At 40.0% G+C, this 23,643-nt stretch carries 20 protein-coding genes; 9 read left to right on the top strand and 11 right to left on the bottom strand.

Features of this window, described 5'->3' with window-relative positions; all coding sequences use genetic code 11:
- The first annotated feature begins 40 nt into the window (after nucleotides 1–40).
- Entirely contained in the window at nucleotides 41–1,255 is a 1,215-nt protein-coding gene (locus tag BFP71_RS01920; protein ID WP_088124832.1) for a GWxTD domain-containing protein, read from the top strand.
- Nucleotides 1,256–2,002 carry a 23S rRNA (guanosine(2251)-2'-O)-methyltransferase RlmB gene (rlmB, locus tag BFP71_RS01915; RefSeq protein WP_069833768.1) on the top strand — a complete coding sequence of 249 codons (747 nt, stop codon included), beginning with the start codon at nucleotides 1,256–1,258 and terminating at the stop codon, nucleotides 2,000–2,002. It abuts the gene before it with no gap.
- On the opposite strand, the gene BFP71_RS01910 is transcribed toward rlmB, so the two are convergent.
- Nucleotides 1,995–3,065 (bottom strand): mannose-1-phosphate guanylyltransferase, encoded by a 1,071-nt coding sequence (locus BFP71_RS01910; protein WP_069833767.1) that lies wholly within the window; start codon nucleotides 3,063–3,065, stop codon nucleotides 1,995–1,997. The two genes, rlmB and BFP71_RS01910, sit on opposite strands and share 8 nt — an antisense overlap.
- Nucleotide 3,066: 1 nt before the next feature.
- Nucleotides 3,067–4,035 carry a KpsF/GutQ family sugar-phosphate isomerase gene (locus tag BFP71_RS01905; protein ID WP_069834527.1) on the bottom strand — a complete coding sequence of 323 codons (969 nt, stop codon included), beginning with the start codon at nucleotides 4,033–4,035 and terminating at the stop codon, nucleotides 3,067–3,069.
- 72 nt (nucleotides 4,036–4,107) lie between these two features.
- Between BFP71_RS01905 and recQ the strand changes: the two genes are divergently transcribed.
- From recQ to BFP71_RS01885, 4 genes are read left to right on the top strand one after another with little or no spacing between them, the layout of a single operon-like run.
- Nucleotides 4,108–6,306, top strand: a complete 2,199-nt coding sequence (gene recQ, locus BFP71_RS01900; protein ID WP_069833766.1) for a DNA helicase RecQ — start codon at nucleotides 4,108–4,110, stop codon at nucleotides 6,304–6,306.
- Nucleotides 6,307–6,336: 30 nt separating this feature from the next.
- A complete protein-coding gene (purD, locus tag BFP71_RS01895) occupies nucleotides 6,337–7,629 on the top strand; it encodes a phosphoribosylamine--glycine ligase (protein WP_069833765.1) in 1,293 nt (430 codons plus the stop codon).
- A gap of 35 nt (nucleotides 7,630–7,664) precedes the next feature.
- Nucleotides 7,665–8,942 (top strand): PSP1 domain-containing protein, encoded by a 1,278-nt coding sequence (locus BFP71_RS01890; protein ID WP_069833764.1) that lies wholly within the window; start codon nucleotides 7,665–7,667, stop codon nucleotides 8,940–8,942.
- Entirely contained in the window at nucleotides 8,935–9,408 is a 474-nt protein-coding gene (locus BFP71_RS01885; protein ID WP_069833763.1) for a gliding motility lipoprotein GldH, read from the top strand. Before BFP71_RS01890 ends, BFP71_RS01885 begins: the two co-directional genes overlap by 8 nt.
- Before the next feature lie 15 nt (nucleotides 9,409–9,423).
- Here BFP71_RS01885 and BFP71_RS01880 read toward each other — a convergent pair whose 3' ends face one another.
- Together BFP71_RS01880 and BFP71_RS01875 are read right to left on the bottom strand one after the other, a co-directional pair.
- Complete coding sequence (locus BFP71_RS01880; RefSeq protein WP_069833762.1) at nucleotides 9,424–13,422, bottom strand: AAA domain-containing protein; 3,999 nt, start codon at nucleotides 13,420–13,422, stop codon at nucleotides 9,424–9,426.
- Nucleotides 13,423–13,566: 144 nt separating this feature from the next.
- Nucleotides 13,567–14,385 (bottom strand): SDR family oxidoreductase, encoded by an 819-nt coding sequence (locus tag BFP71_RS01875; protein WP_069833761.1) that lies wholly within the window; start codon nucleotides 14,383–14,385, stop codon nucleotides 13,567–13,569.
- Nucleotides 14,386–14,472: 87 nt separating this feature from the next.
- Between BFP71_RS01875 and thiL the strand changes: the two genes are divergently transcribed.
- Complete coding sequence (gene thiL / locus BFP71_RS01870) at nucleotides 14,473–15,516, top strand: thiamine-phosphate kinase (RefSeq protein ID WP_069833760.1); 1,044 nt, start codon at nucleotides 14,473–14,475, stop codon at nucleotides 15,514–15,516.
- Nucleotides 15,516–16,364 carry an aminotransferase class IV gene (locus BFP71_RS01865; RefSeq protein WP_069833759.1) on the top strand — a complete coding sequence of 283 codons (849 nt, stop codon included), beginning with the start codon at nucleotides 15,516–15,518 and terminating at the stop codon, nucleotides 16,362–16,364. The genes thiL and BFP71_RS01865 overlap by 1 nt, the downstream gene beginning before the upstream one ends.
- Here the strand turns inward: BFP71_RS01865 and BFP71_RS01860 are convergent.
- From BFP71_RS01860 to BFP71_RS01835, 6 genes are all read right to left on the bottom strand, one after another.
- Nucleotides 16,361–16,657 (bottom strand): hypothetical protein, encoded by a 297-nt coding sequence (locus BFP71_RS01860; RefSeq protein WP_069833758.1) that lies wholly within the window; start codon nucleotides 16,655–16,657, stop codon nucleotides 16,361–16,363. The two genes, BFP71_RS01865 and BFP71_RS01860, sit on opposite strands and share 4 nt — an antisense overlap.
- 53 nt (nucleotides 16,658–16,710) lie before the next feature.
- Complete coding sequence (locus tag BFP71_RS01855) at nucleotides 16,711–17,076, bottom strand: hypothetical protein (protein ID WP_069833757.1); 366 nt, start codon at nucleotides 17,074–17,076, stop codon at nucleotides 16,711–16,713.
- A 23-nt stretch (nucleotides 17,077–17,099) separates the two neighbouring features.
- The gene (locus BFP71_RS01850) at nucleotides 17,100–17,510 is read right to left on the bottom strand and encodes a DUF3052 domain-containing protein (RefSeq protein WP_069833756.1); all 411 of its coding nucleotides are present in this window, start codon (nucleotides 17,508–17,510) and stop codon (nucleotides 17,100–17,102) included.
- 103 nt (nucleotides 17,511–17,613) lie between these two features.
- Nucleotides 17,614–20,193: an ABC transporter permease gene (locus BFP71_RS01845; RefSeq protein ID WP_069833755.1), complete on the bottom strand. Its 2,580-nt coding sequence runs from the start codon at nucleotides 20,191–20,193 to the stop codon at nucleotides 17,614–17,616.
- Complete coding sequence (locus BFP71_RS01840) at nucleotides 20,180–20,515, bottom strand: PadR family transcriptional regulator (protein ID WP_069833754.1); 336 nt, start codon at nucleotides 20,513–20,515, stop codon at nucleotides 20,180–20,182. The genes BFP71_RS01845 and BFP71_RS01840 overlap by 14 nt, the downstream gene beginning before the upstream one ends.
- A gap of 110 nt (nucleotides 20,516–20,625) precedes the next feature.
- The gene (locus tag BFP71_RS01835; RefSeq protein ID WP_069833753.1) at nucleotides 20,626–21,948 is read right to left on the bottom strand and encodes a hypothetical protein; all 1,323 of its coding nucleotides are present in this window, start codon (nucleotides 21,946–21,948) and stop codon (nucleotides 20,626–20,628) included.
- Nucleotides 21,949–22,057: 109 nt separating this feature from the next.
- Here BFP71_RS01835 and BFP71_RS01830 point away from each other — a divergent pair, with 109 nt between their 5' ends.
- Complete coding sequence (locus BFP71_RS01830; RefSeq protein WP_069833752.1) at nucleotides 22,058–22,756, top strand: hypothetical protein; 699 nt, start codon at nucleotides 22,058–22,060, stop codon at nucleotides 22,754–22,756.
- 1 nt (nucleotide 22,757) lies between these two features.
- On the opposite strand, the gene BFP71_RS01825 is transcribed toward BFP71_RS01830, so the two are convergent.
- Nucleotides 22,758–23,516 (bottom strand): tetratricopeptide repeat protein, encoded by a 759-nt coding sequence (locus tag BFP71_RS01825; protein WP_069833751.1) that lies wholly within the window; start codon nucleotides 23,514–23,516, stop codon nucleotides 22,758–22,760.
- Between the last annotated feature and the right edge of the window lie 127 nt (nucleotides 23,517–23,643).

The raw sequence follows: 23,643 nt of genomic DNA, 5'->3' as shown, positions 1-23,643 counted from the left end.
TCAGTCAATTTCTATATATCTTTGATTAGCACACCGAATTATGAAACGTTTTATAATCCTTTCCATTCTATTGTTCTCGGTAATGAGCCTGTCCGCTCAAAGTCGAATGAGTTCAGTAGAAATAAGCTATCTATTTGACGAAGACCATGAATTTTTAGTTCGACATCGTGTTGCTGCACAAGATGGGAAAGTCAAGTTGTTTCTGAAGTTTATCTTGAACAGCGGTAATGTTAAATTTTCAGATTACAGGTTGAGTTACGATGTGCGTGCAAGTTATATCGACGAGAAAGAGGTGAACTCAGCGGTTGCTCTGGATTCAAGCTACATTATTGACGTCGATTTTCGCCAGTACGTTTATGCTTTTGAATTAGATAATCCTTCGGATGAAGCTTTAGTGGTGGTTGACGTGTACAATGCCGTCAGGGATAAGCACTACAATATTGATATTCCGTTGAAGATTAAAGACTGGGTACCTGCCCCATTTTTACTATTTGAGGCTGATAAGGATATACCGTATTTCGCCAATTATATAAACAAGGGCCATGCGGTTAGAATAATTAATCCATTTAATCCTCAAACGAGCTATGAAGTAAACGGAGTTACTAATAATAAGCCTGTAGCATTGCCGCCATTTGATGAATCAGTAAAAGATCCGGTTGAAAAGGTTCCTTTAGATACAGCGTATGGTGTTAATCATGGAGAAGAATTTCGATTTTATACGGAAGGAGTCTATAAAATCCAGTCTCAGAATTATCCAGATCATTTATTGAGCATCATGGTCTCCGACGAATTTCACCCCTATTATGGTAGTTACTCGGATTTAATAACGCCACTTATTTATGTGAGCACAAACGATGAGTATACCGAACTTAAAAGTGCCTCCGAAGGAAGAGCTGCTTTTGAGTCATTTGTAAACAGCACCATCTCATCTAACGAGCAAGTCGCCAAGGATTTCATCAAGTACTATTATCGTAGAGTTAGAAAGTCCGAGCGCTTGTTCTCAGAAGATAAAGAGGGATGGAAAACAGATAGGGGTATGGTTTATCAGGTTTTTGGTAACCCTTTGCAAGTGTTTAGAAATGAGAGTACAGAACTCTGGGTTTTTCCCTCGTCAACAGGAGGGAGGCTTCGGTTTATCTTCGATATTGTAGTGGAAGACGGTTTGGTGAAGTATAAATTGATTAGAGGAAAACGTTATCGTGAAAATTGGATGCTTGCTGTTACACAGTGGAGGTCTGGTCGAATTATCGAATAAATGCATTCAAATTTTAAAGCAGACTTTATTTATGGTACTAGAGCCATAATTGAGGCGATCGAATCAGGCAAAGAATTAGATAAACTCTTTATCCAGAAAGATGCCAAGAACGAATTGACAGGGGAGTTACTGAAACTGTGTAGAGAGTTGTCAATTCCCGTACAGCGAGTACCGATCGAGAAACTCAATAGGATTACTCGAAAAAATCATCAAGGTGCAATTGCCTATGTCTCGGCTGTTTCATTTGCTTCTTTAGATAATCTGATTTCTGAATCTTATCAAAAAGGAGAGAATCCATTCTTTATTATCCTAGATAGAATTACTGATGTAAGGAATTTCGGAGCCATAAGTCGTACGGCAGAGTGTGCTGGCGTCAATGGTATAATAGTTCCAAGTAGAGGCAGTGCGCAGATTGGTTCGGATGCAATGAAAACATCTGCTGGGGCGCTCAACTATATGCCTATTTGCAGAGCTGATAATTTGAAAACAACCATACTGAGTCTTAAAGAAAACGGAATCCAAGTTGTCGCGTGTTCTGAAAAAGCAAAGCATACCATTTACGAGATGGATTTTTCAGTGCCAGTAGCCTTATTAATGGGTTCTGAAGAAGATGGTATTTCGCCAGAGTACTTAAAACTGTGCGATAGCCATGCGAAACTACCGATTCAAGGAAAAATTGAATCTTTAAATGTCTCGGTTGCTACTGGGATTATCAGTTATGAAGTAATCCGGCAAAGAACTAAGTAAATTCTTCCCCTTTAGATTTGGCGTCGTTTAGAAAATCTCTAAACTTTTTCTCGGCATCCTTTTTACAAATCAGGATTACATTGTCCGACTGCGTAACCAAGTAGCCATCTAAACCTTGCGCTACGATCAATGTATCATTCGGGCCTTTTATGTAGCTGTTTTTAGTGTCGTAAAGGAGGGCGTTTCCATCAATGAAATTTTGATTATCGTCCTTTTCCTTGATTTCATGCAAAGAGTCCCAACTTCCTAAATCGGACCAATCAAACTTACCTTTGACCATATAGACATCTGATGCCTTTTCCATAATACCGTAGTCAATAGAAATACTTTTGCATTGAGAATAAGCATTATCTATAAAGGCTTGCTCTTTTTCTGTGAAGTAGACCTCTTCGCCTTCTTCGAAAATCACAGCCATATCTTTTAAGTGCTTATGAAAAGCTTTAGTGATGGCATCAATTGACCAAATGAAGATTCCCGCGTTCCAAACAAAATCCCCACTATCCACGAATTTTTTGGCTAGCTCAAGTTCAGGTTTCTCGGTAAAGGTTTTTACTTTCTTAACCTTTTTCAAAGGACTAGAGTGATATTGGATATAACCATAGCCAGTTTCTGGTCTAGTAGGTACTATGCCCAAGGTTATCAATTTTTCCGATCCTTTAGCCGACTTTATAGCCGTTTTGAGGTTGTCTTCGAAAATATTTTCCTTGAAAACAACATGATCAGATGGCGCAACGATCATAACTCCATCAGGATCTTTCTGCTTAATTTTAAACGCAGGGTAGGCTACAGCAGCAGAAGTGTTCCTGCCAATCGGCTCTAAAAGAATTTGATCATCAGACAATTCTGGGAGTTGGGATTTTACTAGGTCGTAGTAACGCTTGTTGGTAACCACATAAATATTCTCACTTTGCGATACGTTTAAAAAACGGTCAAAAGTCATTTGCAAAAGAGATCTTCCCGTTCCAAGTACATCTAAGAATTGCTTTGGTTTTTCAGCCCTGCTATAAGGCCAGAACCTACTACCAATTCCTCCTGCCATGATTACTACATAATTCTGTGCCATATCAGACTATTCCTTCGTTTATAAGATCACTAATGTGGAGAAAACCAACTACTCTCTTTCCTTCTACTACTATTAATTGATTGATATCGAATTCACGCATTTCATTTAAAGCACGAATTGCGTATTCCCCTTTTTCTATTGTCTTAGGGTTAGACGTCATTACCTCTCCAATGGTTAGGCTAGAAAAATCATCATGCTTTTCAAGCATTCGTCTTAAGTCACCGTCCGTGAAAATCCCAACGAGTTCTTGTTGTTCATTAACTATCGCTGCTGCCCCTAATCTCTTTTTCGAAATGATTAAAATACTAGCCTTGACCAGCTCCATTTCATGAATAATTGGTAATTCATTTTTAGGGTAGATGTCATCAACCTTTAAGTAGAGTTGTTTACCAAGCGCTCCGCCAGGATGATATTTGGCAAAGTCCTGAGAGGTGAAACCTCTAGATTCCAACAAACAAATTGCTAAGGCATCTCCTACCGCCATTTGCACCGTAGTGCTCGTTGTTGGAGCTAAATTATTGGGGTCAGCTTCGGCGCTCACTATCGCTTTAATTGTAAAATCAGCATGTTTGGCCACATAGCAATCCTCATTGCTTACCATTCCGATCACTTTCGCACCCAATCGTTTAATGAGGGGTAATAAAACTTTTATTTCTTCTGTATTGCCGCTTTTAGAAATGCATAAAACGAAATCATCCGATTGTATCATTCCTAAATCACCGTGAATTGCATCTGCGGCATGCATGAATATTGAAGGTGTTCCGGTTGAATTCAATGTGGCAACAATTTTATTCGCCACAATGGCACTCTTACCAATTCCAGTGATAATCAGCCGACCTTTCATGTTTAAGATCTGAAGCACAATTTCTTCAAAACCTTCGTCAATATAGTTGGCAACGGCTTTGACTGCTTCCGCTTCTAGCAGAAGCGTGTTTTTGGCTATTGTTTGGATATTTTTCTGTAACTTCAATTTAGTCACGCATTCGGTATGCGAACAAAGATAAGGAATGGGACAATTCCTTTTTAGATTACACAAATTAATATGATAAGTGTAGAAGAAATCCGATCGACACTCAAAAGAGTCTTCGGTTACGACAAGTTCAGAGGTAACCAAGAAAAAATCATCCTAAACATCCTTAACCAGCGTAACACCTTTGTTATAATGCCTACGGGCGCTGGCAAGTCCTTATGTTATCAGATACCTGCCATCATGCAGGAAGGAACCGCAATTGTGATTTCTCCTTTGATTGCTTTAATGAAAAATCAGGTAGATCAGCTAAAGGCTTTTGGTGTTAATGCTCGTTTTTTGAATTCTACAATCTCCAAATCGGAGGTGAATAAAATTAAAAAAGCCACACTTGAAGGTGATATTAAGCTTTTATATGTGGCACCAGAGTCTTTGACTAAAGAGGAGAATGTCGAATTTTTAAGACAGGCCAATATCTCCTTCGCGGCGATCGACGAGGCACACTGTATTTCTGAATGGGGACACGATTTTAGGCCAGAATATCGACGAATCAAGTCGATTATTGATCAAATAGGCGAAGTGCCGATCATTGCCCTTACCGCGACAGCTACACCGAAAGTTCAGCTCGATATTCAGCGGAATTTGAATATGGAGGAAGCCGATCTTTTTAAATCTTCCTTTAACCGAGCCAACCTTTATTATGAGGTAAGGCCCAAAAAGAATATTAAAACGCAGCTGGTTAAGTTTATTCGCGACAATAAAGGGAAGTCAGGGATAATTTATTGTCTAAGCCGAAAGCGTGTAGAAGAAATTGCTAGTTTTCTACAAGTCAACGGTATTAAAGCGGCTCCATATCATGCTGGTTTTGAACCATCCGTTCGGATGAAAAATCAGGACGATTTTCTGAATGAGGAAGTAGACGTTATCGTAGCAACAATCGCTTTCGGAATGGGTATTGACAAACCCGACGTAAGGTTTGTAATCCACTACGATGTGCCAAAGTCACTTGAGGGCTACTATCAAGAAACGGGTAGAGCAGGGCGCGATGGTCTCGAAGGCCTTTGCGTAATGTTCTACAAGTATGACGACATACTGAAGCTAGAAAAATTTAATAAGGACAAGCCAGTAACAGAGCGCGAGAACGCGAAAATCCTTTTGGACGAGATGTCATCCTATGCAGAATCGGCGGTTTGTCGTAGAAAGCAACTCCTACACTATTTCGGTGAGGAGTATGATGATTCCACCTGTCGCAGTTCAGGTCTTTGCGATAACTGTAAATATGAAAGAGAAACCTTTGACGGGAAAGACTATATTTTAACTGTTATCCAAACGGTTGAGCAAATAGAAGGTCGTTTTGGAATGGCTCATATTGTAGCTGTGATCAGAGGTTTAGATAATCAGTATATCAAGAGTTATGGACATGATAAACTGGAAGTTTATGGAAAGGGAAAGGATCAAGACGATCATTTCTGGAAGTCTATGGTTCGTCAAACATTGCTAAACGAATTTCTTAAGAAGGATATCGAAAATATCGGCTTGTTGAAATTAGCCGATAAGGGGAAAGAGTTCTTGAAAAAGCCTTTCAGCGTGGATATGATGAAGGATTTGGACTTCAGTGATGTCGATACCACTGAAAGCGACAGTAATGAGGCGCCACCAACGATGCAGGCTAAAAACGCCTTTGATAAAGTGCTATTTGAGCTGCTAAAGGGTGAGAGAAAAAGAATAGCCAGAGAGAAGGACCTTCCGCCATATGTCATTGTTCAAGATCCATCGCTGCAAGAGATGGCGACTACCTACCCAACGACTGAGGAGGCTCTAGCGAACATAAATGGCATTGGAATGGGAAAAGTGCAAAAGTTTGGCGCTTCTTTCCTGAAAATCATCAATGAGTATGTAGAGGAAAATGATATTGGAATAGACGAAGTTGTGGTGATTAAAACGGCAGGTTCTAAGTCGAAGAATAAGATTTATATCATTCAACAAATTGATCGTAAAATTGACTTGGAAGAAGTTGCGGAGCAGAAAAGTTGGTCCATGAGCGAGCTTATTGATGAAATGGAGATAATCTGTTTTGCAGGCACAAAGCTGAAATTAGATTACTATTTGGAGCAGATACTAGATGAAGAGCGCCAAGACGATATCATGGACTATTTTATGAACGCAGACTCGGATGATATCGATGACGCGTTAGATGAATTCGAGGATGAAGATATTTCTGAAGAAGACCTCAGATTGATGCGTATTAAATTCATCTCTGAATACGCAAATTAACTACCTTTATCATTCAAAATTATTGAATCAATGAACATCCTGATCCTAGGAAGTGGAGGACGAGAACATGCCTTCAGTTGGAAAATTTCTCAAAGCAACCAATGCAATAAGTTATTCATAGCTCCTGGCAATGCGGGTACAGCCGCTGTCGGTCAAAATGTCCCAATTGGGGTAAATGATTTTGAGGCAATAGCTGAGTTTGTGAAGACCAATTCGATCGATTTAGTGGTAGTTGGACCAGAAGATCCGTTGGTAAATGGCATTAGTGATTACTTCAAAGCTGACGACGGCTTAAATCATGTTGGCCTAGTTGGTCCTTCAAAAGAGGGGGCTCAATTAGAGGGAAGTAAAGACTATTCAAAACAGTTTATGAATAGGTATCAAATTCCAACAGCCAAATCACAGACATTTACAAAAGATAACCTAGATGAAGGACTCAACTATGTGACCAGTCATCCACTCCCGATCGTTTTAAAGGCCGATGGTTTGGCATCGGGTAAAGGGGTAATCATTGCAGAAACACATGAACACGCTCGAGAAACGCTCAAAGAGATGCTGCTCGATGCCAAGTTTGGAGAGGCATCAAGCCGAGTAGTGATAGAGCAGTTTTTAGAAGGGATAGAACTATCAGTTTTTGTTTTGACTGATGGTGAAAACTATAAGATTCTCCCAGAAGCAAAAGACTACAAAAGAATTGGCGAGCATGATAAAGGTTTAAATACCGGCGGCATGGGAGCCGTTTCTCCAGTACCATTCGCTAAGGGAGACTTTATTAGAAAAGTAGAGGAGCGCGTGGTAAAGCCTACCGTAGCGGGGCTTAAAAAAGAAGGGATTGATTATAAAGGATTTATTTTTATCGGCTTAATGAACATGAACGGCGATCCTTATGTCATTGAATACAATGTGCGTATGGGTGATCCAGAAACACAAGTAGTGCTGCCAAGAATTGATTCTGACCTCGTCGATTTACTTAGTGCTACGGCCAATGGTACCCTGGGAAAAACGGAGTTTTCTGTGTCTGATGATACTGCCACAACTGTTGTGATGGTTTCTGGAGGCTATCCGGAAAGTTATGCCAAAGGCCATGAAATTAATGGCATCGAGCATGTGACCGAGGCGACTGTATTCCATGCTGGTACTAAAAATGGAGAAAACGGGCAACTTCAGACAAGTGGGGGCAGAGTGCTGGCGGTGACTGGCCGCGGAAACTCCGTAGCAAATGCCCTTGAAAATTCTTATAATGGAATTGGAAAGATTACTTGGCAAGATGAGTACCACCGAAGGGACATAGGCCAGGATATCTTGAAGTTGTTAGAAGATTAATTAATCCAAATCTAGGAGTGATTAAGTAAAGAAAAATGAGCTGTAGCTGCGGTGTAAGTGTTGAAGGAAAAACAGCAGGTTGTAACAACAACGGTGGCTGCGCTACTGGCGGTTGTAACAAACTAAATGTATTCGACTGGTTGTCGAATATGGACAGCCCTACTCAGGAAAAATTCAATATCGTTGAAGTCCGTTTTAAAAATGGACGCAAGGATTTTTACAGAAATACTAAAGGCCTAGACCTTGTAACTGGTGAAGCGATTGTAGTAGATGTACAAGGTGGCCATCACCTTGGGCACGTGTCAATGCAAGGTGAGTTAGTCAGGCTGCAGATGAAAAAACGCGCCATCGCCGATGACCAAGAAATTCGTCAGATATACCGGAAAGCTACCATTGTAGACTTAGAAAAGTTCGAGGAGGTTCGGAAACGAGAGTCACCTGCTCTTTATAGGACCAGAAATATTATCCTAGAACAAAAACTAGCCATGAAACTCACCGATATCGAGTTTCAAGCTGACAATACCAAGGCTACTTTTTATTACTCAGCCGATCAAAGAGTAGACTTTCGAGAATTGATCAAGATTCTCGCTTCTGAATTCAAAATCAGAGTTGATATGCGTCAGATTAGTCTGCGCCAAGAAGCCAGCAGGTTGGGCGGAATAGGCTCATGTGGCAGAGAGTTATGCTGCTCTACTTGGTTGACTGACTTCAAAAGCGTTTCTACTTCGGCAGCACGATATCAAAACCTCAGCTTAAACCCAAGCAAACTCTCTGGACAATGTGGCAGGTTGAAATGTTGTCTGAATTATGAGTTAGACACTTATATGGATGCATTAGAGGATATCCCTAATGTGAAGAGCTTGCAAATTAAACATGGCGATGCCAAGCTGCAAAAAACCGATATCTTCCGAAAAATGATGTGGTTTAGTTTTGAGGGAGAAAATGTCTGGCACCCTATTTCTACAAGCCGTGTTAAGGAGATTATGGAACTCAATAAGAACGGAGAGCGTCCAGAAACCTTAACGGTCGATCATATTGAAGTGACCATTGCTGATAATGTGATCAATAAGGACTTGAAGCGAATGGACGAGAAGTTCAAGAAAAAAGATGCTTCCACTAAGTCAAAAAAGAGAAGGCCAAATAAGAATAGAAACAGGAATAAACCACAAGGGCAAAATACCGGAAACAATAATCCAAAAGCTGTATCACCTAGCAACGGCCAAGGCAACTCCAATGCAGAACATCCTAAAAAGGGCAATAGGAACAAGAAAAGACGTTATCGTTCCAAAAAGACCAACAAAAGCAATGAGTAAATCGATTTTCGGCTTGCTGTTCGTATCCCTTTTGTTCATGATGGGCTGCGACTCTGGGAGAGTTTATGAGGCGGATCACGACTTTGAGGAACTCACTTGGAATATGGACAGCATTCCAGACTTCCAGTTTAGTATAGAAGATACCGCACCAAAAGACATCATTTTTAAAATCAGAAATAGCTTAGATTTTCCATTTAGAAACTGTTACATGAAGTATACCCTTGCTGATACGCTGGGTAATACGCTCAAAAGCGAATTGATTAATCTAAAGCTGTTCGATGAAAAGACGGGTAAACCCTTTGGCAAAGGAAATAGCGTTTTTCAACACGCAGAAACCATTCTTAGCGACTATAATTTCCCTAAACCTGGCACCTACATCTTAAGTGTGGCGCAGTATATGCGCACCACCGAATTGGCTGGTACTTATTCCATAGGGGTAAGAGTAGAAGAGACCAGCGATTACTAATCTATTCATTATCTGCTATTCTGACCGCTCGATAAACTTGCTTAGTTTGTCTTTTACCTTTTCTTGATTTATCCAGAATTCACGTGAATGGACGGTTCGAAAAGGCCAGTTTTTAGAAGTCAAATGATTTGGCCGATAAACACAGACCTCTTTCATAGAAAGGCTTTCGAAAAAGTGATTGTCATCTGTGAAGAGTAAACCGATTGGTCGATCCTCTTTTACTAATTCAACATCGGCGAAAGGAGTTTCTGTTTTAACCTCGATATTCAATTCATTTCCCCAATCCTGTATTTGATTTTTAAGGTACCAATTAGGTTTAAAGCTGGCCGAAGCATCTACTAGAGGCTCAAAATTCCCTTCTGATACCGCATAGGCGTAGTTTAAATATGCCTTTAACAACTTCGGGCCATCGTTTTTAGTTTTTTCTACCTTCAAAGCCTCAGGTAAAATAGAAGTGATGATAATTACCTTTTCTCTAGCCCGACTTATGGCCACGTTCAAACGGTTTTCCCCTCCGGCCTGATTGAGACTACCAAATTGAACGTTGAAATGCCCATTTTTATCAGGAGCATAACCAATGGAGAAAATGATGATATCACGTTCGTCACCTTGAACGTTTTCAATGTTTTTTACGAATAAGTCATTGGGCAAATTGATGTCAGATTCATCCAGTTTGTCCAATATCAGTGATTGTTGTTGCGCATTGAATGTGACGATACCGATCGATTCCTCAGGCGTTTCCTCCAAGCACGACTTTACGTGATAAACCACAGAATTTGCCTCGGCTTCATTTTGCTGTTTTTCCCATAGACCAGGCACTTTGATATACTCGATCGGGGGCTCAGGGTTGGTCACCCTGTTGAAGTCTGGTAATACTTTAAGCTTCCCTTTATAGAAATGTTGGTTTGAAAAATCAATGAGAGATAGAGAACGACTTCGATAGTGACCTTGGAGCGATATTTCCATGAGGTGATTCTTAGCCAAGTCCAGAAGAGAGTCGACTTCCAAAGCGATGTCCTCTTGTTCATCTTCCCAACGTACCCGATAAAGATCATTGGGCTTTAATTGTTGGCTATCTCCAGCAATTACGAGTTGTTTTCCTCTAAAAATGGTCGGTAATCCCTTTTCTGAAAAACACTGGCTTGCTTCGTCAAAAATGACCAAGTCAAACAAGGCCTCCATTGGGAAAATGGCCGATACGGATTCAGGCGAAGCCAACCAGCATGGAATAAGATTGAATAACTCGCTCTCAAAATTTGAAATTAACCTTCTGATGGGCCAAATTCTCTTTTTCTTAGTGACCTGATGGTGTAAATCCCTGTAAGTAACCTGATTATTAAGTCGATTAAACTCAAGGGCACTATAAGTCTTTTCCCTTGCGCGCTGAATTAGAATTTGAGCACTTGCTTCGGCCTTTTCTGAAACAGTTTCTTGAAATTCATCAATGAGTTTTTCAAATTTTAAAGTAGAAACAGAAGTCAGAATCGGGTATTTGTTTTCGATATGATCGATCCAAGCAAGGCGTATGCTATTATCAAATAACTGAATGAGCGACGCTTTGTCCGAAAGTTCCTGATCAAAGAGCTTGTCAACAGTAGATAAGGCTTGAGCACTCAAAGAACTTCTAAGTTCGTCGAGGGATTTTAGGGTATCAAAGTCCTTTTTTAAGGATTGAGCGAGCGCTGTTCCAAAGTTTTGATGAGCTAAAATAAGGTCAACCTGTTTTGGTAAAATGTATCTATTCCAATCAGCACGCTGTACGGGCAATGACTTAAGCGCAAGTTCTATGTTAGTTAATTTTGTCCTGAAGATTTTTGCGGACGAGTTTTTAAAAGGGAAGAACTCCTTAAAGTTGGCGAAGGAATCAAACAAAGCTTTTGCCTCTATGGCTAATTCCATTTCGTCCAGCCATTCATTAATCTCTAGCTGGTTTGTAGTTTTTGGCGTGGTGTCTATCCACCCAATGCCACGTAGTTTAGTTAACTGATGTTGCAGATTAAGCCTGTTGTCAATTTTCGCAGTTAGTGTCTTTAGACCGTTTTTGTCATCTCTAAGGTCATTGGCGACAAGAATTCTGGCGAGGCGGATCTTTTCCTTTGAAAAGCGCCATTTCAAAGAAGTCAAAAAAGAGTTTTTTGCATCGCTTCTCTGTTTCAGAATAAGTTGAACTTCACCTATTTCATTCGCAGGAATGCTATGCTCTATTCCGACACCCTCAAAGCAGGTGTTAATGAGGTTTCGAGTGTTTTTTAGCCATAGTAAACTGGCATCGTCAGCCCCAAATTGAACCATCGGTCTGAATAGCTCAAAAATACGCTGATTCTTAATCTTCGATCGAAGAACTTTTAGTTTGTCTAGGTTTTCACTGATAGTTCGGCAAGCATCAAAATCGACAGACTCGCTTACTATTTCTGAAATAGCAGCTGTTAAGCGAGTCGCTTCTTGAGGAATTTCCTCTAAATAATCAAGAATCTGTTTTAAATCGCTTCGCTTAAATGCTCCAAAATTGGTGCGTTCAGCCCATGGGTGATCAGCAGCATTTACAACCAACGCATAATCGAAATATAGGTCCAGTTTCCGTAAGAAGTCGTTGAGCTCGTCGAAGTGAAAGCCATTGTACTCTTGGACTAACGAAATGTGATCTTTGTTGGGGTCCGAAGTCAAGTATAACTCCTTAACCGAAATTCCACATTCGCTATCGTCAAAAAGTGCCGTTTTGTATTCGCTTAACTCGTCTGAAATGCTCTCAATAGTTAAGCTAGACTTTTTAAATGCCCTATCCAGCTGTAAAGCATCAAGGTTATTATTACTCTTTTTATAAGTCTGTGTATGCTCAATTTGGTTGGCAATTTGATCGTATATGGCTTTCCGATCACCTTTAAAATCATGAACTAAAGCGGTGAAATCGTGAACACCAACCGATTTCAATCGATCGTAAACCACATCTAGTGCAGCCCTTTTTTGACTGACGATTAATACTTTCTTTCCTCTGGCAATAAAGTCTGAGGCTAAGTTGCAGATCAGTTGTGACTTTCCGGTACCAGGAGGGCCCTGAACGACAATGGAATTACCTTTTTTTACAGCGTTTAAAGCATTTTCTTGATAAGCATCTAGGGCAAGTGGAGTATAAGTCTCGGACTCGTCGATATTGTTTAGAAAGTGTTTCGTTGGATCAAAATCCTTTGCAGAGACATCGATCGGATTTAAGCTCTTCTTGGCGAAAAAATCATCCAAGTTTGCATCATCTACATGATCAATTAAAAAATCATAGTCTGGTACTAAATAAGAGTCAGCTTGTGGAAAGATTCCAAAAACCGCCTGCATCTTAATGTCAATTTCCCCCCGCTCTTTAGCCTCTTCAAAGGCCGCTTTGTGTTGCATGGGGTAAGACTCGAGTTTTTCAGCGTAAAACTCTCTGCTAAACCTCAAACTGATCGGGCTATCTCTCAGTTGCTCGTAAAGCATATTCTTGAAGCCGGTACTGTCTTTTTCGTAGCCGTCAAAGGTGAATTCTACCAATTCATCAAGAAGCTCAACCTGATTATAATGAGCAAAAGCCAGTAAAAGGCTCTTATTAAAACTGATATTGACATCTTTTTTTGGAACAATTAGCCAGTCATTGTTCTCTTGTTGAAGTGTCACTGGAAAAAAGCAAAGCGGGGCTCTTAAAGGAGTACCATCATTGAATTTTCCTTCCACAAATGGCCATCCAATATATAAATCGGTGGCTCCGGTTTCTTGAAAAATAAATGACTCACGACGTTTTAAACGTTTAAGTCGTGTTGATAGTAAATTTGAATTTTCATCGCGCGGATCAGATACAGGAATCAATTTCACTTTTGATTTTCGACTGATCACTTGATCTATTATTTGCCAAGAGGGCTCTCCATTGACATGGTCAAAGTCATGAACATCAAGAAATTGCTCTTTATTCAAGCGCAAAAGCAACAATGATCTGTTGTTACCTGAAAGGTTCGTCAGTCGCCTTTGGTAGCTTTTCAGTATTTGTTGCATCAAGGAAATTAGTAATTAGTTAGCACTAATTGGCCAGCAAATTAGAGATAATTGATTTTCACTTTTGGCAGCGTTTTAAAGCGCAGATTTTTGTCGGTATAATGCACTTTTGGTAGACTTTAAGTCTGTCCTTGAGGACCTTTTCTATGGTTTGGCAAAGGGAGAGTCAGGTTCTTTAGCAAAGACATTAAAAACTATTTTATCCATCCGGCCAGGCATCCATTTATTTAAGAAAACGGCCAATTTACCTTGAGTAGTAAATACAATATCTCTTTTTCTTTTTCGAATGGCCTTAATAATGCCTAGGGCTACCTCTTCGGCCGTCATCATTTTGCCTTCATCACGCGGAGAACTTCCCTGCTCCGAACCATCCGCCGTTAATGCGGCATTTCTAATATTGGTGCCTGTAAAACCAGGGCAGGCTACGAGTACATGTACGCCTCTATGCATCACTTCCGTTCTGAGTGCCTCAAAAAAGCCATTCATCGCGTACTTGGATGCTGTATAGGCAGTTCTGGCTGGTGTTCCTCGGTATCCATTAATTGAAGAAATCCCGACTATACTTCCCTTACTTTTTAGAATATGCGGCAAGCAATATTTGGTCGCATAAAGGGTGCCATTGAAATTGATTTTCATCACTTTTTCAAACACCTCAAGCTCGATCTCTTCAAGCAGTGCCCGCATAGAAATTCCGGCATTATTAATCAGGATATCTATACGATCGTATTTTTCAATAGTCTTGTCGACCAGCGTGGCATTATCCTTTTCTAAAGAGACATCTAGTGCTAAACACAAGTTAGGTGCATTCAAGGCTTCAAGAGCTTGGCTTACTTCAGTCAACCGAGCTTCATTTCTGCCTGTGATAACAATCTTAGCACCGAGTTTTGCAAATTCTAAGGCCAATGCCTTGCCAATCCCAGAAGAACCTCCTGTGATGATGACTACTTTATCTTTCATTGCCACAAATTAAGTCAGAATTTCATTCATGCACACGCCTAGGTTCTCAAACCAAACAAAGCATTATCTTTGCCGAGCGAAATTTATAGCATTATGTCAGAAGAAAGAACAGAATTATCGGACCTAGGAGAATTTGGTCTAATAGATCGATTGGCTGAAAAATTAAACCCAAAACAAGAGAGTACTGTGAAGGGAATAGGAGATGACGCTGCTGTAATTTCTTCTGGTGAGCAGTACGCTTTACTTTCCACAGATATGTTGGTAGAAGGGGTACATTTTGACCTGTCATACGTGCCCTTACAGCATTTAGGCTATAAGGCGATAGCAGTGAATGTATCAGATATCGCGGCAATGAATGGAAAACCTTCGCAAGTTGTAGTTTCATTGGCGCTAAGTAATCGTTTTTCTGTGGAGGCTATTGAGGTTTTATATTCCGGGATGAGAGCGGCTTGTGAAGATTACAATGTCGATATCATCGGTGGAGATACGACGGCTTCAAGAAGCGGTTTGGTAATATCAGTTTCGGCATATGGTACCGTGAGTGAAGATAATATTGCCTATAGAAGTGGTGCTGGTAAGAACGACATTCTGTGTGTTACTGGCGATTTAGGAGGCGCATTTGTTGGTCTTCAAGTTTTGGAAAGGGAGAAACAAACCTTTTTGGGTAACCCCAACATGCAGCCACAACTAGATAAATATCAATATATCGTTCAACGACAATTAAAGCCACGGGCTAGAATGGATGTGATTCATGAGTTAAAAGAGCTCGGTGTGGTACCAACTTCCATGATAGACGTATCTGATGGCTTAGCTTCGGAGGTTCTGCACTTGTCGAAAGCATCTGGAGTTGGTTTTTCAGTTTACGAAGAACAATTTCCTATAGATCGACAGACTTATGAAACGGCTGTTGAATTTAATCTTGACCCAGTAACATCCGCATTGAATGGAGGTGAGGATTATGAGTTACTATTTACGATCAAGCAAGAAGATCATGCTAAGCTTGAAAAGCATGCCGACATCCATTTTATCGGTCACTCGCAAGATCTAGAAAAAGGTAACTTGATGATCACCAAAAAAGGTAACCATGTTGCTTTGCAAGCACAAGGGTGGAATCATTTGAGCCCCGATAACGAATAATGGACTCTAATCTAGTTCAATACTTCAACGGTGAATTTGTACCGAAGGAGGCCGTAAAACTCTCCATTGATGATGTTGGGTTGACTAGAGGGTATGCCATTTTTGACTTCTTCAAGGCAAAAGGGAATACTCCAATTTTCATCGAAGATCATTTAGATCGGTTAGTAAATTCTGCTCGACAAATAAATTTAGCCCTTCCACTAAGTATACCGGAGATAAAGCAGGTGGTACAAGCTTTACTGCTGAAAAATCAGCTAGCATATAGTAGCATTAAGGTCATAGTGACTGGCGGAGTTTCCAACGATGGTTTTACCCCAGGAAAGCCTCAAATAATAATTCTTAATACACCGTTCTCTGATCCACCGCATACACTTTACCAAAAAGGCGGAAGCTTAATGTTGCAAGCGTATACAAGAGATAACCCTTTAGTCAAGTCTACCAATTATGCGAATGCATTGGCCGTGCAGTCGCGCTGGCAGGAGGAGGGGCATATCGATGTGCTATATCACCAAAATGGACTGGTCTCGGAGGTATCGAGAAGCAATATTTACTATTTTAAAGAAGGTAAGTTATACACTAATGATGATGGTGTACTGTTAGGCGTTACCAGAAAGAATGTTCTGAAATGTGCTCAAGAAATTTTCAAAATTCAATTAGGACCAATTTATTTGGAAGATCTATGGTCTGCTGATGAGGTTTTTATCACGAGTAGCACTAAAAAAGTCTTACCGATTGTGAAAATTGGGGATAGAGAAATTGATAGCGGGGAAGTAGGAGAAAATACTATGCTACTAATCGATCGTTTTAACCGCTACATCGACGATTATATTGCCAATACTACGGCTTAGGAATTGCTATCTAATTCGTAGCCAATAATATCTAACAGCATATCCATAATCTGGATGGGGATTCTCTTTTCTAGGTCTTTATACCTGTAATTAATCACGTGACCGTCTTCTAATTGAAAGGCGATTCTACCTGTTTGCACCTTTTTTTCGAAGATTTGAATTTCTAAAACAGTGTTATCAATACCGTTACTGTATGTGTTATTTATTCTCCAAGTGCATTCTTGAACTACTTCTGTCAGCTTGTTTAATAAATTCCTTACTAGTGCCTTTTTTTCTGTGGTGACTACCTCCATATAATGGAAATCTAATGAATGTTTATTAAAACAACGACTTAATCACACTTTGGTTATTCATCTTCTGGATACGGCACAAAGAGAAAGTTGGTAAAGGTCTGGTCGACTACAAAAAGGCAGCAGAACTCATCAGGATTTTTATAAGCTTTTTTAAAGGCTTCTTCATCTTCTACCAATTGTCTTTGAACGAACTCATCCAAATAGGTCATGTGATAATTGAAATCCGTTGCTAACTCATTTTTGCCAATCAGTAATTGCCCCAAAGGAATTGAGGTTTGAGATATTGGAAAAATTGGAAAATCAGAGAAGCCTCTTTTTCGGACCTGATAGGAAGCCTCTTTTAAGGTATCGGCAACCAAAACAAAGTCTTTTGTAATGGTACCGAGATATTTGCCATTTAATTCCGGATCGTTTTGCATGATGCAAAATTAGCAAAGGAAGTTTATCTATCCTTCACTCGATACATGAACTTTAGGCCCGACCAAATATCGTCGACCGCAGCTACTTTTACGTCGACTAGACCGTTATCCAACCCAAAGGTTCTGATTACATTTCCGTCCAAGTCGGTTTTTAGTTTTGATGCTTTTTTGGGCCAAGAAAGCCATAGCGTCCCTGTTTTCTTTAGATAGTCCTTCACTCCTGGTACAATCTCATTCATTTCTTCTTGTGACATGAGAAATATATGGGCAAAGTCTAAGCTCTCCTGTGTAGGTGCTTCGATATCTTCTATTTCAGGTAGTTCTTGAAATAGGTTAAAGTAATATTCTGGAATGTGAATAAAATGGCACTTAAAATTATGCTTAATCCCTAGCTTTTTGGCTAGAGGAGTGCCCGAGTATCCGGCTGTAGTCATGGAAGTAGTTGAAAAAATAAAGCAAAATATAACTACTTTCTTGGACTGGTAAAAGGCCTTTTAGGATGATTTACATCTCAAAAGGCCTTTTCTATTCATTTTTTCACTCCTCTTTTAAATAGTGGATAGGATTTGCCTTAAATGCCCGATAAAGCTGAGATAGCACCGTGAGAACTGCGACCGATAAAACACCGATAATTGCAGTTGCCCCTATAGACCAACCAAGTTCAATCTTGTAAGTATAGTTATCTAGCCAGTCGTTCATGATCGATATGGCAATGGCTAATCCAGTAACCGATCCTATGGTGAGCAACCAAATGTATTTTTTCAGGTAAAGTGAGAAAATTTGCTTGGCATTAGCACCAACTACTTTCCTTACACTCACTTCTTTCATTTGTTGCCTGACTTGATTGCCAACAAAACCCATTAAGCCAAGGCACGAGAGAAAAATAGCGGCTATTGAACCCACTTGGGCTACTTTCTTAATACTTGCTTCTAAAGCATATCTATCGGCAATGTCGTCTTCCACAAAAGCATAACTCAATGGATATGGGGAAAAGTACTTTTCATGAATCGCCTCGATCTGAGCAATTTTATCCTGATCTACTTCGGAAAACTTAATGAAGGTATTGTATTCCATCAATTGGTCTCCCATATACATAATGAGCGGATCGATGCCTGAACGCAAGGACTCGAAATTAAAATTCTTGACCACCCCGATAATGGTTGGTTTGTCGAATTCGCCATAATTAAAATAGATCTGTTCACCGATCGGGTTTTCTAGCCCGACCATTTTTACAAATGCCTCGTTTACAATGGCAGCATTGGTGAAATCGCTCGGTCGATCGTTATCGAAATCTCGACCACTCAATAATTCTATGCCCATGGTTTTGATGTAGTCAGCATCAATTCGGGCGTGCCTAACATCAATACGGTTGTCATCGGCATCTCTGTAGTTTGTTCCATTAAACCCAGAAGCGACACTGATGTGTTCAACTCCTGCTATGGCACTGATCTCATTTTTAAAATTCAGCTTTGTTTGTCCGTCAGGCATTGGTCTAAATACCCTCACAAGATTGTCACCTGAATAGCCCAAATCATGACCAAGCAGGAAGTTCAGTTGGCCATTCATGGTGAGCATACCTGCAATGAGAAAGCAAGAAATAGCAAACTGGAGTGTAATTAATCCACGTGAGAGATAGTTCCTGCCACCAAGTTTTGATTTGCCTTTCAGGCCATTGATTGTTTTATAACGCGAAAGAAGAATTGCAGGGTAGATGCCAGAAAACAGAGTTACAAAGAGCATGAGCGCCACACCACCAAGCAATACATCGATATTTAATATGGTATTGAAGGCATAACTCTTATTCGCATAGGCTGAAAATCCAGGGAGCATAAGTGCGATAAAGCCTAAAGAGACAACCAAGGCTAGAAATGAAGATATAAATGCTTCTACCACAAACTGCTTAAATACAGACTGCTTTTCCGCACCGAAAACCTTTCTTAAGGCTACTTCCCTTAAACGAACAATATAATTCCCGACAGCAAAATTGGCGTAGTTTACGCAGGCGATCAAAAGGCAAAAAACACCAATAATAGTGACGATAGTTATTAGCTCATTGTCGCCCCTGGCTTCAATACCATTACTGGCGTCGAATGTCGGGTTTAAGTGAATGTCTGTTAGTGCTTGTAAACCCAAACTAACCTGAGTTTCGCCCATCTCCTCATCTTTAGGCATGATACCTGTCATTTTTTGCGCTACGGCTTTGGGGTCAGCGGAAGGGTCTAATTGAAAGAAGCTATTCATATTTATATCGAACCAAATTTTGGTACGACGCTCGTTTTGCGCAGCCCATTGAGCAAAAGGAAATATAATGTTGGGTCTGATTGAGGTATTTGATGGGAAATCTTTATATACGCCGATAACCTTTAACTTCTGCTCAGGCTGATCCCCCGATGAAATTGTAATCTCTTGTTCGCCGATATTTAGTCCAATGCCCAAACGGTCTGCCGTAGATTTAGACATAACGACTGATAATGGATCTGTGAAGTCATTGGCGCTTCCTGCTAGAAAATCTACTGAAAACATCTCGAAGAAATCGGGATCGGCGTAGTGTAATCTTTCGGCCTGAAAATCTGCGCGAACTTTGAGAAGGGTAGAACCACTTTTGTAGCGCGTACCTTTTATGATTTCCGGAATTTGGCTGGGAAATTCATCTCCCATTATGTAAGACGAACCTGCAAAGCTTTGAGATTGATCACCATTTGACATGGTGGCTGTCGGTCGGTAGATATTATCGCCATTTGGATAAAATCCATCGAAAGAGTTTTCGTCGGAAACGAAAATATAAGCCAGCCAACAGATGGCAATACCAAGGGCAAGCCCAAGGATGTTGAGACTAGAATAGCCTCTTGTTTTCCATAAAAACCTAAAACCGGTTTTAAAGTAATTTTGAAATAGCATAATGTTGTTGTTTTGAGTTTGGACTTTTATTCTGGTGTATCGAAGACACCTGAATACTTCGAAAATGTATTTTCTTTTGGCGTAAGTGTGACCTTTTTCTGAGATACGCCATTGATATGCCTCATAGAGATCGCCTTCCACTTCCTCGACCAAATCGGAAGGGCAGACATATTGCAATAGTTGAAGTGCCCACCTTGGGGGACTCTTATAGGATGCCATACTGTAGTGACGTTTTTGGTACTAAAGACCACATCTGTGATCTTCTCTCCTGTAATTCGTTGGCTATTCTGTAGCCACTAGTGGTACCCCGATAGTATTTTTTTCTTTTGCCACCACGTTCGGGAGTAGGTTCTCCAAAAGAAGAGGTCACCATGCCTTTCTTTTCTAGCCTTTTGAGTACAATATGAATGGCTGGTAAGGAGATGCTCTGTTTTACATGGGCTTCATAGACTTTAGCTATTTCAACACCATGACATTTCTCCTTCATCAAAACGATGACCAATATGGTTTCTTCAAGTGACCCGAGTGATTGTTCGCTCATTTAATTAACTATTGTTTAAAATATAAAGACGAATATAATTAACAAATGTTAAAAAAATAAAAACCGACTCATATGAGTCGGTTTTTTAATACCCAGTTCATGACTTCCTTTTACCAATTAGGCTTTGGTAAAGTATCGTAAACGTGCCATGGACGCTCACTGACCCAATGAAAATCTCTATTGGTTAAATAGAATTTCTTTAGGTCATAGGTCTTTAATTTTAGTCGTAGTGTGTCTTGTTCCAATATGCCCTCCATCACTAAACCATCAGCGACTTTTCTATATTCCATCAGATAATCTTTACTTAAAGAATCCCTCCCGATCGTAAATGTAACAGTGGATGCGACGGTGTCTATTTTACTATTGAAATATCTACTGCGGTCGTTCATGAATATTGCTCTTGTACTCCCTGGTGCGTCGAAAATAACACGCTGCCACCTTTCTTTATCGGTCAGCAGAGGAGGAATAGTATCACCATTTTTAATAAAGTCCTCTACATCATACAAGCCGTATAGCGCCGATTTTGGCCTCAATTCACCGTATGATGTTCGACCATTTACGCCTCTTTTTACATTGCTTTGAACAAATTGGAAAACTAATAGACCTTGGATGAGCAATAGGATATAATTCTTAACAGGCGTTTTGAACATGGGTGGCCATGGCGTTGGATTTACAGCCTTCTGGAAGAGTAATAAGCCAAAAATCGCTTTTCGATCAATCATTGCTATGTAGAGTCCCATGATCATCAGCTGCGCGGAAAACAATTTCACGGGCACATCATAGGCCAGGTTTAGCATGAATACATTAAACATTACACCGAATGTGACCATGCCGCCTAGTGTACGAGTTCTTCTGAAGAGGAGGAGAGTGCCAGCGATTACTTCACTAAGTCCTGCATAAACAGAGTATGTCTTAGAGGCACCCATAAAAGTCCATAAAAGTCCCATTGGTGAAGATTGGCCATATGTCTTCAATAATCTATCGATTCTAGGAGCGGGCATTTGTAACCAGTAGACTTTTATAAACCCATAGAAAAACATATAGTATACTAGGTAAAAGACAACCAGTAAGACGAACCAGCGCCAAACGCGATAGTAATTTTTACGCCTTTTATCAACGGCTGACCATATAATAGTGCCGATAACCGAGATGCCTAAAACACTTAATTTTTGTACCCAATCGTAAGTTTTGTCTCCACTTCCAGTAACGGGATTTGAGAATCCTTCAATCCCTAAAATATTGGATCCTACAAACTGTGTTGTCCACGACCAGAAATCGGCAAAGGCTTGACCCAACCAGTAACTATCCAATAAGTACAAGGGTGTTGTAAAAGGGAATGGTAAGATTATAAGAGCAAAAAATAGGTAAATAAATCTGAACCCTATTTTCCTAAAAATGCTCCATTCTTCTTGAATGGCGATATTTGATTCCATAGAAAAAATGATTTATAGCTAAATTAGTTGAAAATTCGCCTCTTTTTAATACCGCTAAAAACATATAAAGTGTCAAAATTCTTTTTTAGGTTTAGCTATTCTAAGCGATATGAAAACGAATAAATCTTCTAGAAATCTCCGCTATTTTCTTGCTGAGCTGCTCATCTTAATCATCGGAATTACCGTCTCATTTGCTTTAAACGATTATAGACAAAGTAAAAAAGAGGAAAAACAGGAGAAATTATTACTTTCGAGTTTCAAAGCTGATTTAGCCAGAGATAGTACTGTTTTGAAATTTGGAGTCGATTTAATGGATCGGCAAATTGAGGCAGCTCAAAAAATCATTACCACTGACCCGAATACCGTCCCCATAGACTCTTTAAACCTTAATACCGTTACGCTTTTGAGTTACGTACCATTCAACCCACAAAGCATAACTTATGAAGAAATGAAGAGCCTGGGTAATACTCATATTATAGCTAATGATGAATTGGCTAAAGATATTATCGGTCTTTATGAAGCGTCCTATGCCAACATTGCGGAGTGGTCTTCGATTGATGGTGATCATGTGAAAAACAAATTGATAAATTATACGATCAATAATTTTCCATTCGCATTAAACTTGAATTTTGCTTCCCTTTCACCCCAAGATCAACGCGAACTTGTAAAGTCAATCGATAAAGATGAATTTAAGCATATAGTACAGTGGGGCTTAATCTACAAGAATGCAACAAAAGCCACTTTCGACAGTGCTTTGGTTAGCGTTAGATCAATTATTGAGACTATTGATAAGTCAATAGAGGAGTAATTTATTTGCAGTAATTCTTAATGAGCGCTAGCGTTAGCTCATCTTCGTCATCTATTTCTTTAGATTTTTTAAAATCTGCACAAGCACCGGAGGTACGGTGAAAAGAAGACTCAAGCTTCGCCATTCCTCGCCTCGTGTATGCTTCTGAGTATTCTGGGTTTTGCTTGATGGCAATATCTAAGTATTCAATCGCTGCATCCCAATTTTCATATAGATAAAAAACCACACCCTTGTTAAAGTTAGCTACGGGAAGGTTGGGCTGAATTTTTAAGGCTCTGTCAAAATCCTTAATACCAGAGGTAGCTGCACCACCTCTTACCCAAGCCACACCTCTGCTCACAAGGAGTTGAACGTCGTCTGGTCTTTGATTTAAAACTCGACTTAAATCTGTTATCGCATCATTGGCCTGGCCAAGTTTTACGAATGCTCTGCCACGCAAGGCACTGGCATCAAGATTTTCTGGATCGGCTTTCAGAATAATGTTGGTATCAAACACGGCTCCTTCATAATTCTCCATTTCAAACGAACACCTAGCCCGACCTAAGTAAGCTTTTCTAGTGTTGAACTTCATTTGAATTAACTTAGCGTAGTCCGTGTAGGCATCTTCATAGTTCTCGAGCTTTTCGTTACAAAGCGCCCGATTAGATAAAGCGTACTTATCTTCAGGCTTAAGCTTTATCACCCGATCATAAGCGGCTAAGGCTGCCTCATAGTCACCAGACTTCATAAATTCATCGGCTTCTTCACGGGTAGCTGTCATGCTACATGAGCTTATGAGCAAACAAAGGCACAGAAAAAGGGATACTTTAAGTCGCATACACAAATAAACTAAATAGTTAGTTTAAAGTTGACGAATTATATGAAAAAATTATCCTCAAACGGGGCGA

The organism is Roseivirga misakiensis (genome assembly GCF_001747105.1).
Lineage (GTDB): Bacteria > Bacteroidota > Bacteroidia > Cytophagales > Cyclobacteriaceae > Roseivirga > Roseivirga misakiensis.
Note: the sequence above shows the minus strand (reverse complement) of the source record. Positions and strands in the feature narration are given on the sequence as shown.

Coding starts and splice junctions, on each gene's coding strand:
- BFP71_RS01920 (WP_088124832.1), top strand. CDS start 41: ATGAAACGTTTTATAATCCTTTCCATTCTATTGTTCTCGGTAATGAGC.
- BFP71_RS01835 (WP_069833753.1), bottom strand. CDS start 21,948: ATGGAATCAAATATCGCCATTCAAGAAGAATGGAGCATTTTTAGGAAA.
- recQ (WP_069833766.1), top strand. CDS start 4,108: ATGATAAGTGTAGAAGAAATCCGATCGACACTCAAAAGAGTCTTCGGT.
- purD (WP_069833765.1), top strand. CDS start 6,337: ATGAACATCCTGATCCTAGGAAGTGGAGGACGAGAACATGCCTTCAGT.
- BFP71_RS01865 (WP_069833759.1), top strand. CDS start 15,516: ATGGACTCTAATCTAGTTCAATACTTCAACGGTGAATTTGTACCGAAG.
- BFP71_RS01850 (WP_069833756.1), bottom strand. CDS start 17,510: ATGACTACAGCCGGATACTCGGGCACTCCTCTAGCCAAAAAGCTAGGG.
- BFP71_RS01845 (WP_069833755.1), bottom strand. CDS start 20,193: ATGGCATCCTATAAGAGTCCCCCAAGGTGGGCACTTCAACTATTGCAA.
- BFP71_RS01830 (WP_069833752.1), top strand. CDS start 22,058: ATGAAAACGAATAAATCTTCTAGAAATCTCCGCTATTTTCTTGCTGAG.
- BFP71_RS01880 (WP_069833762.1), bottom strand. CDS start 13,422: ATGCAACAAATACTGAAAAGCTACCAAAGGCGACTGACGAACCTTTCA.
- BFP71_RS01840 (WP_069833754.1), bottom strand. CDS start 20,515: ATGAGCGAACAATCACTCGGGTCACTTGAAGAAACCATATTGGTCATC.
- BFP71_RS01910 (WP_069833767.1), bottom strand. CDS start 3,065: ATGGCACAGAATTATGTAGTAATCATGGCAGGAGGAATTGGTAGTAGG.
- rlmB (WP_069833768.1), top strand. CDS start 1,256: ATGCATTCAAATTTTAAAGCAGACTTTATTTATGGTACTAGAGCCATA.
- BFP71_RS01890 (WP_069833764.1), top strand. CDS start 7,665: ATGAGCTGTAGCTGCGGTGTAAGTGTTGAAGGAAAAACAGCAGGTTGT.
- BFP71_RS01860 (WP_069833758.1), bottom strand. CDS start 16,657: ATGGAGGTAGTCACCACAGAAAAAAAGGCACTAGTAAGGAATTTATTA.
- BFP71_RS01885 (WP_069833763.1), top strand. CDS start 8,935: ATGAGTAAATCGATTTTCGGCTTGCTGTTCGTATCCCTTTTGTTCATG.
- BFP71_RS01825 (WP_069833751.1), bottom strand. CDS start 23,516: ATGACAGCTACCCGTGAAGAAGCCGATGAATTTATGAAGTCTGGTGAC.
- BFP71_RS01855 (WP_069833757.1), bottom strand. CDS start 17,076: ATGCAAAACGATCCGGAATTAAATGGCAAATATCTCGGTACCATTACA.
- thiL (WP_069833760.1), top strand. CDS start 14,473: ATGTCAGAAGAAAGAACAGAATTATCGGACCTAGGAGAATTTGGTCTA.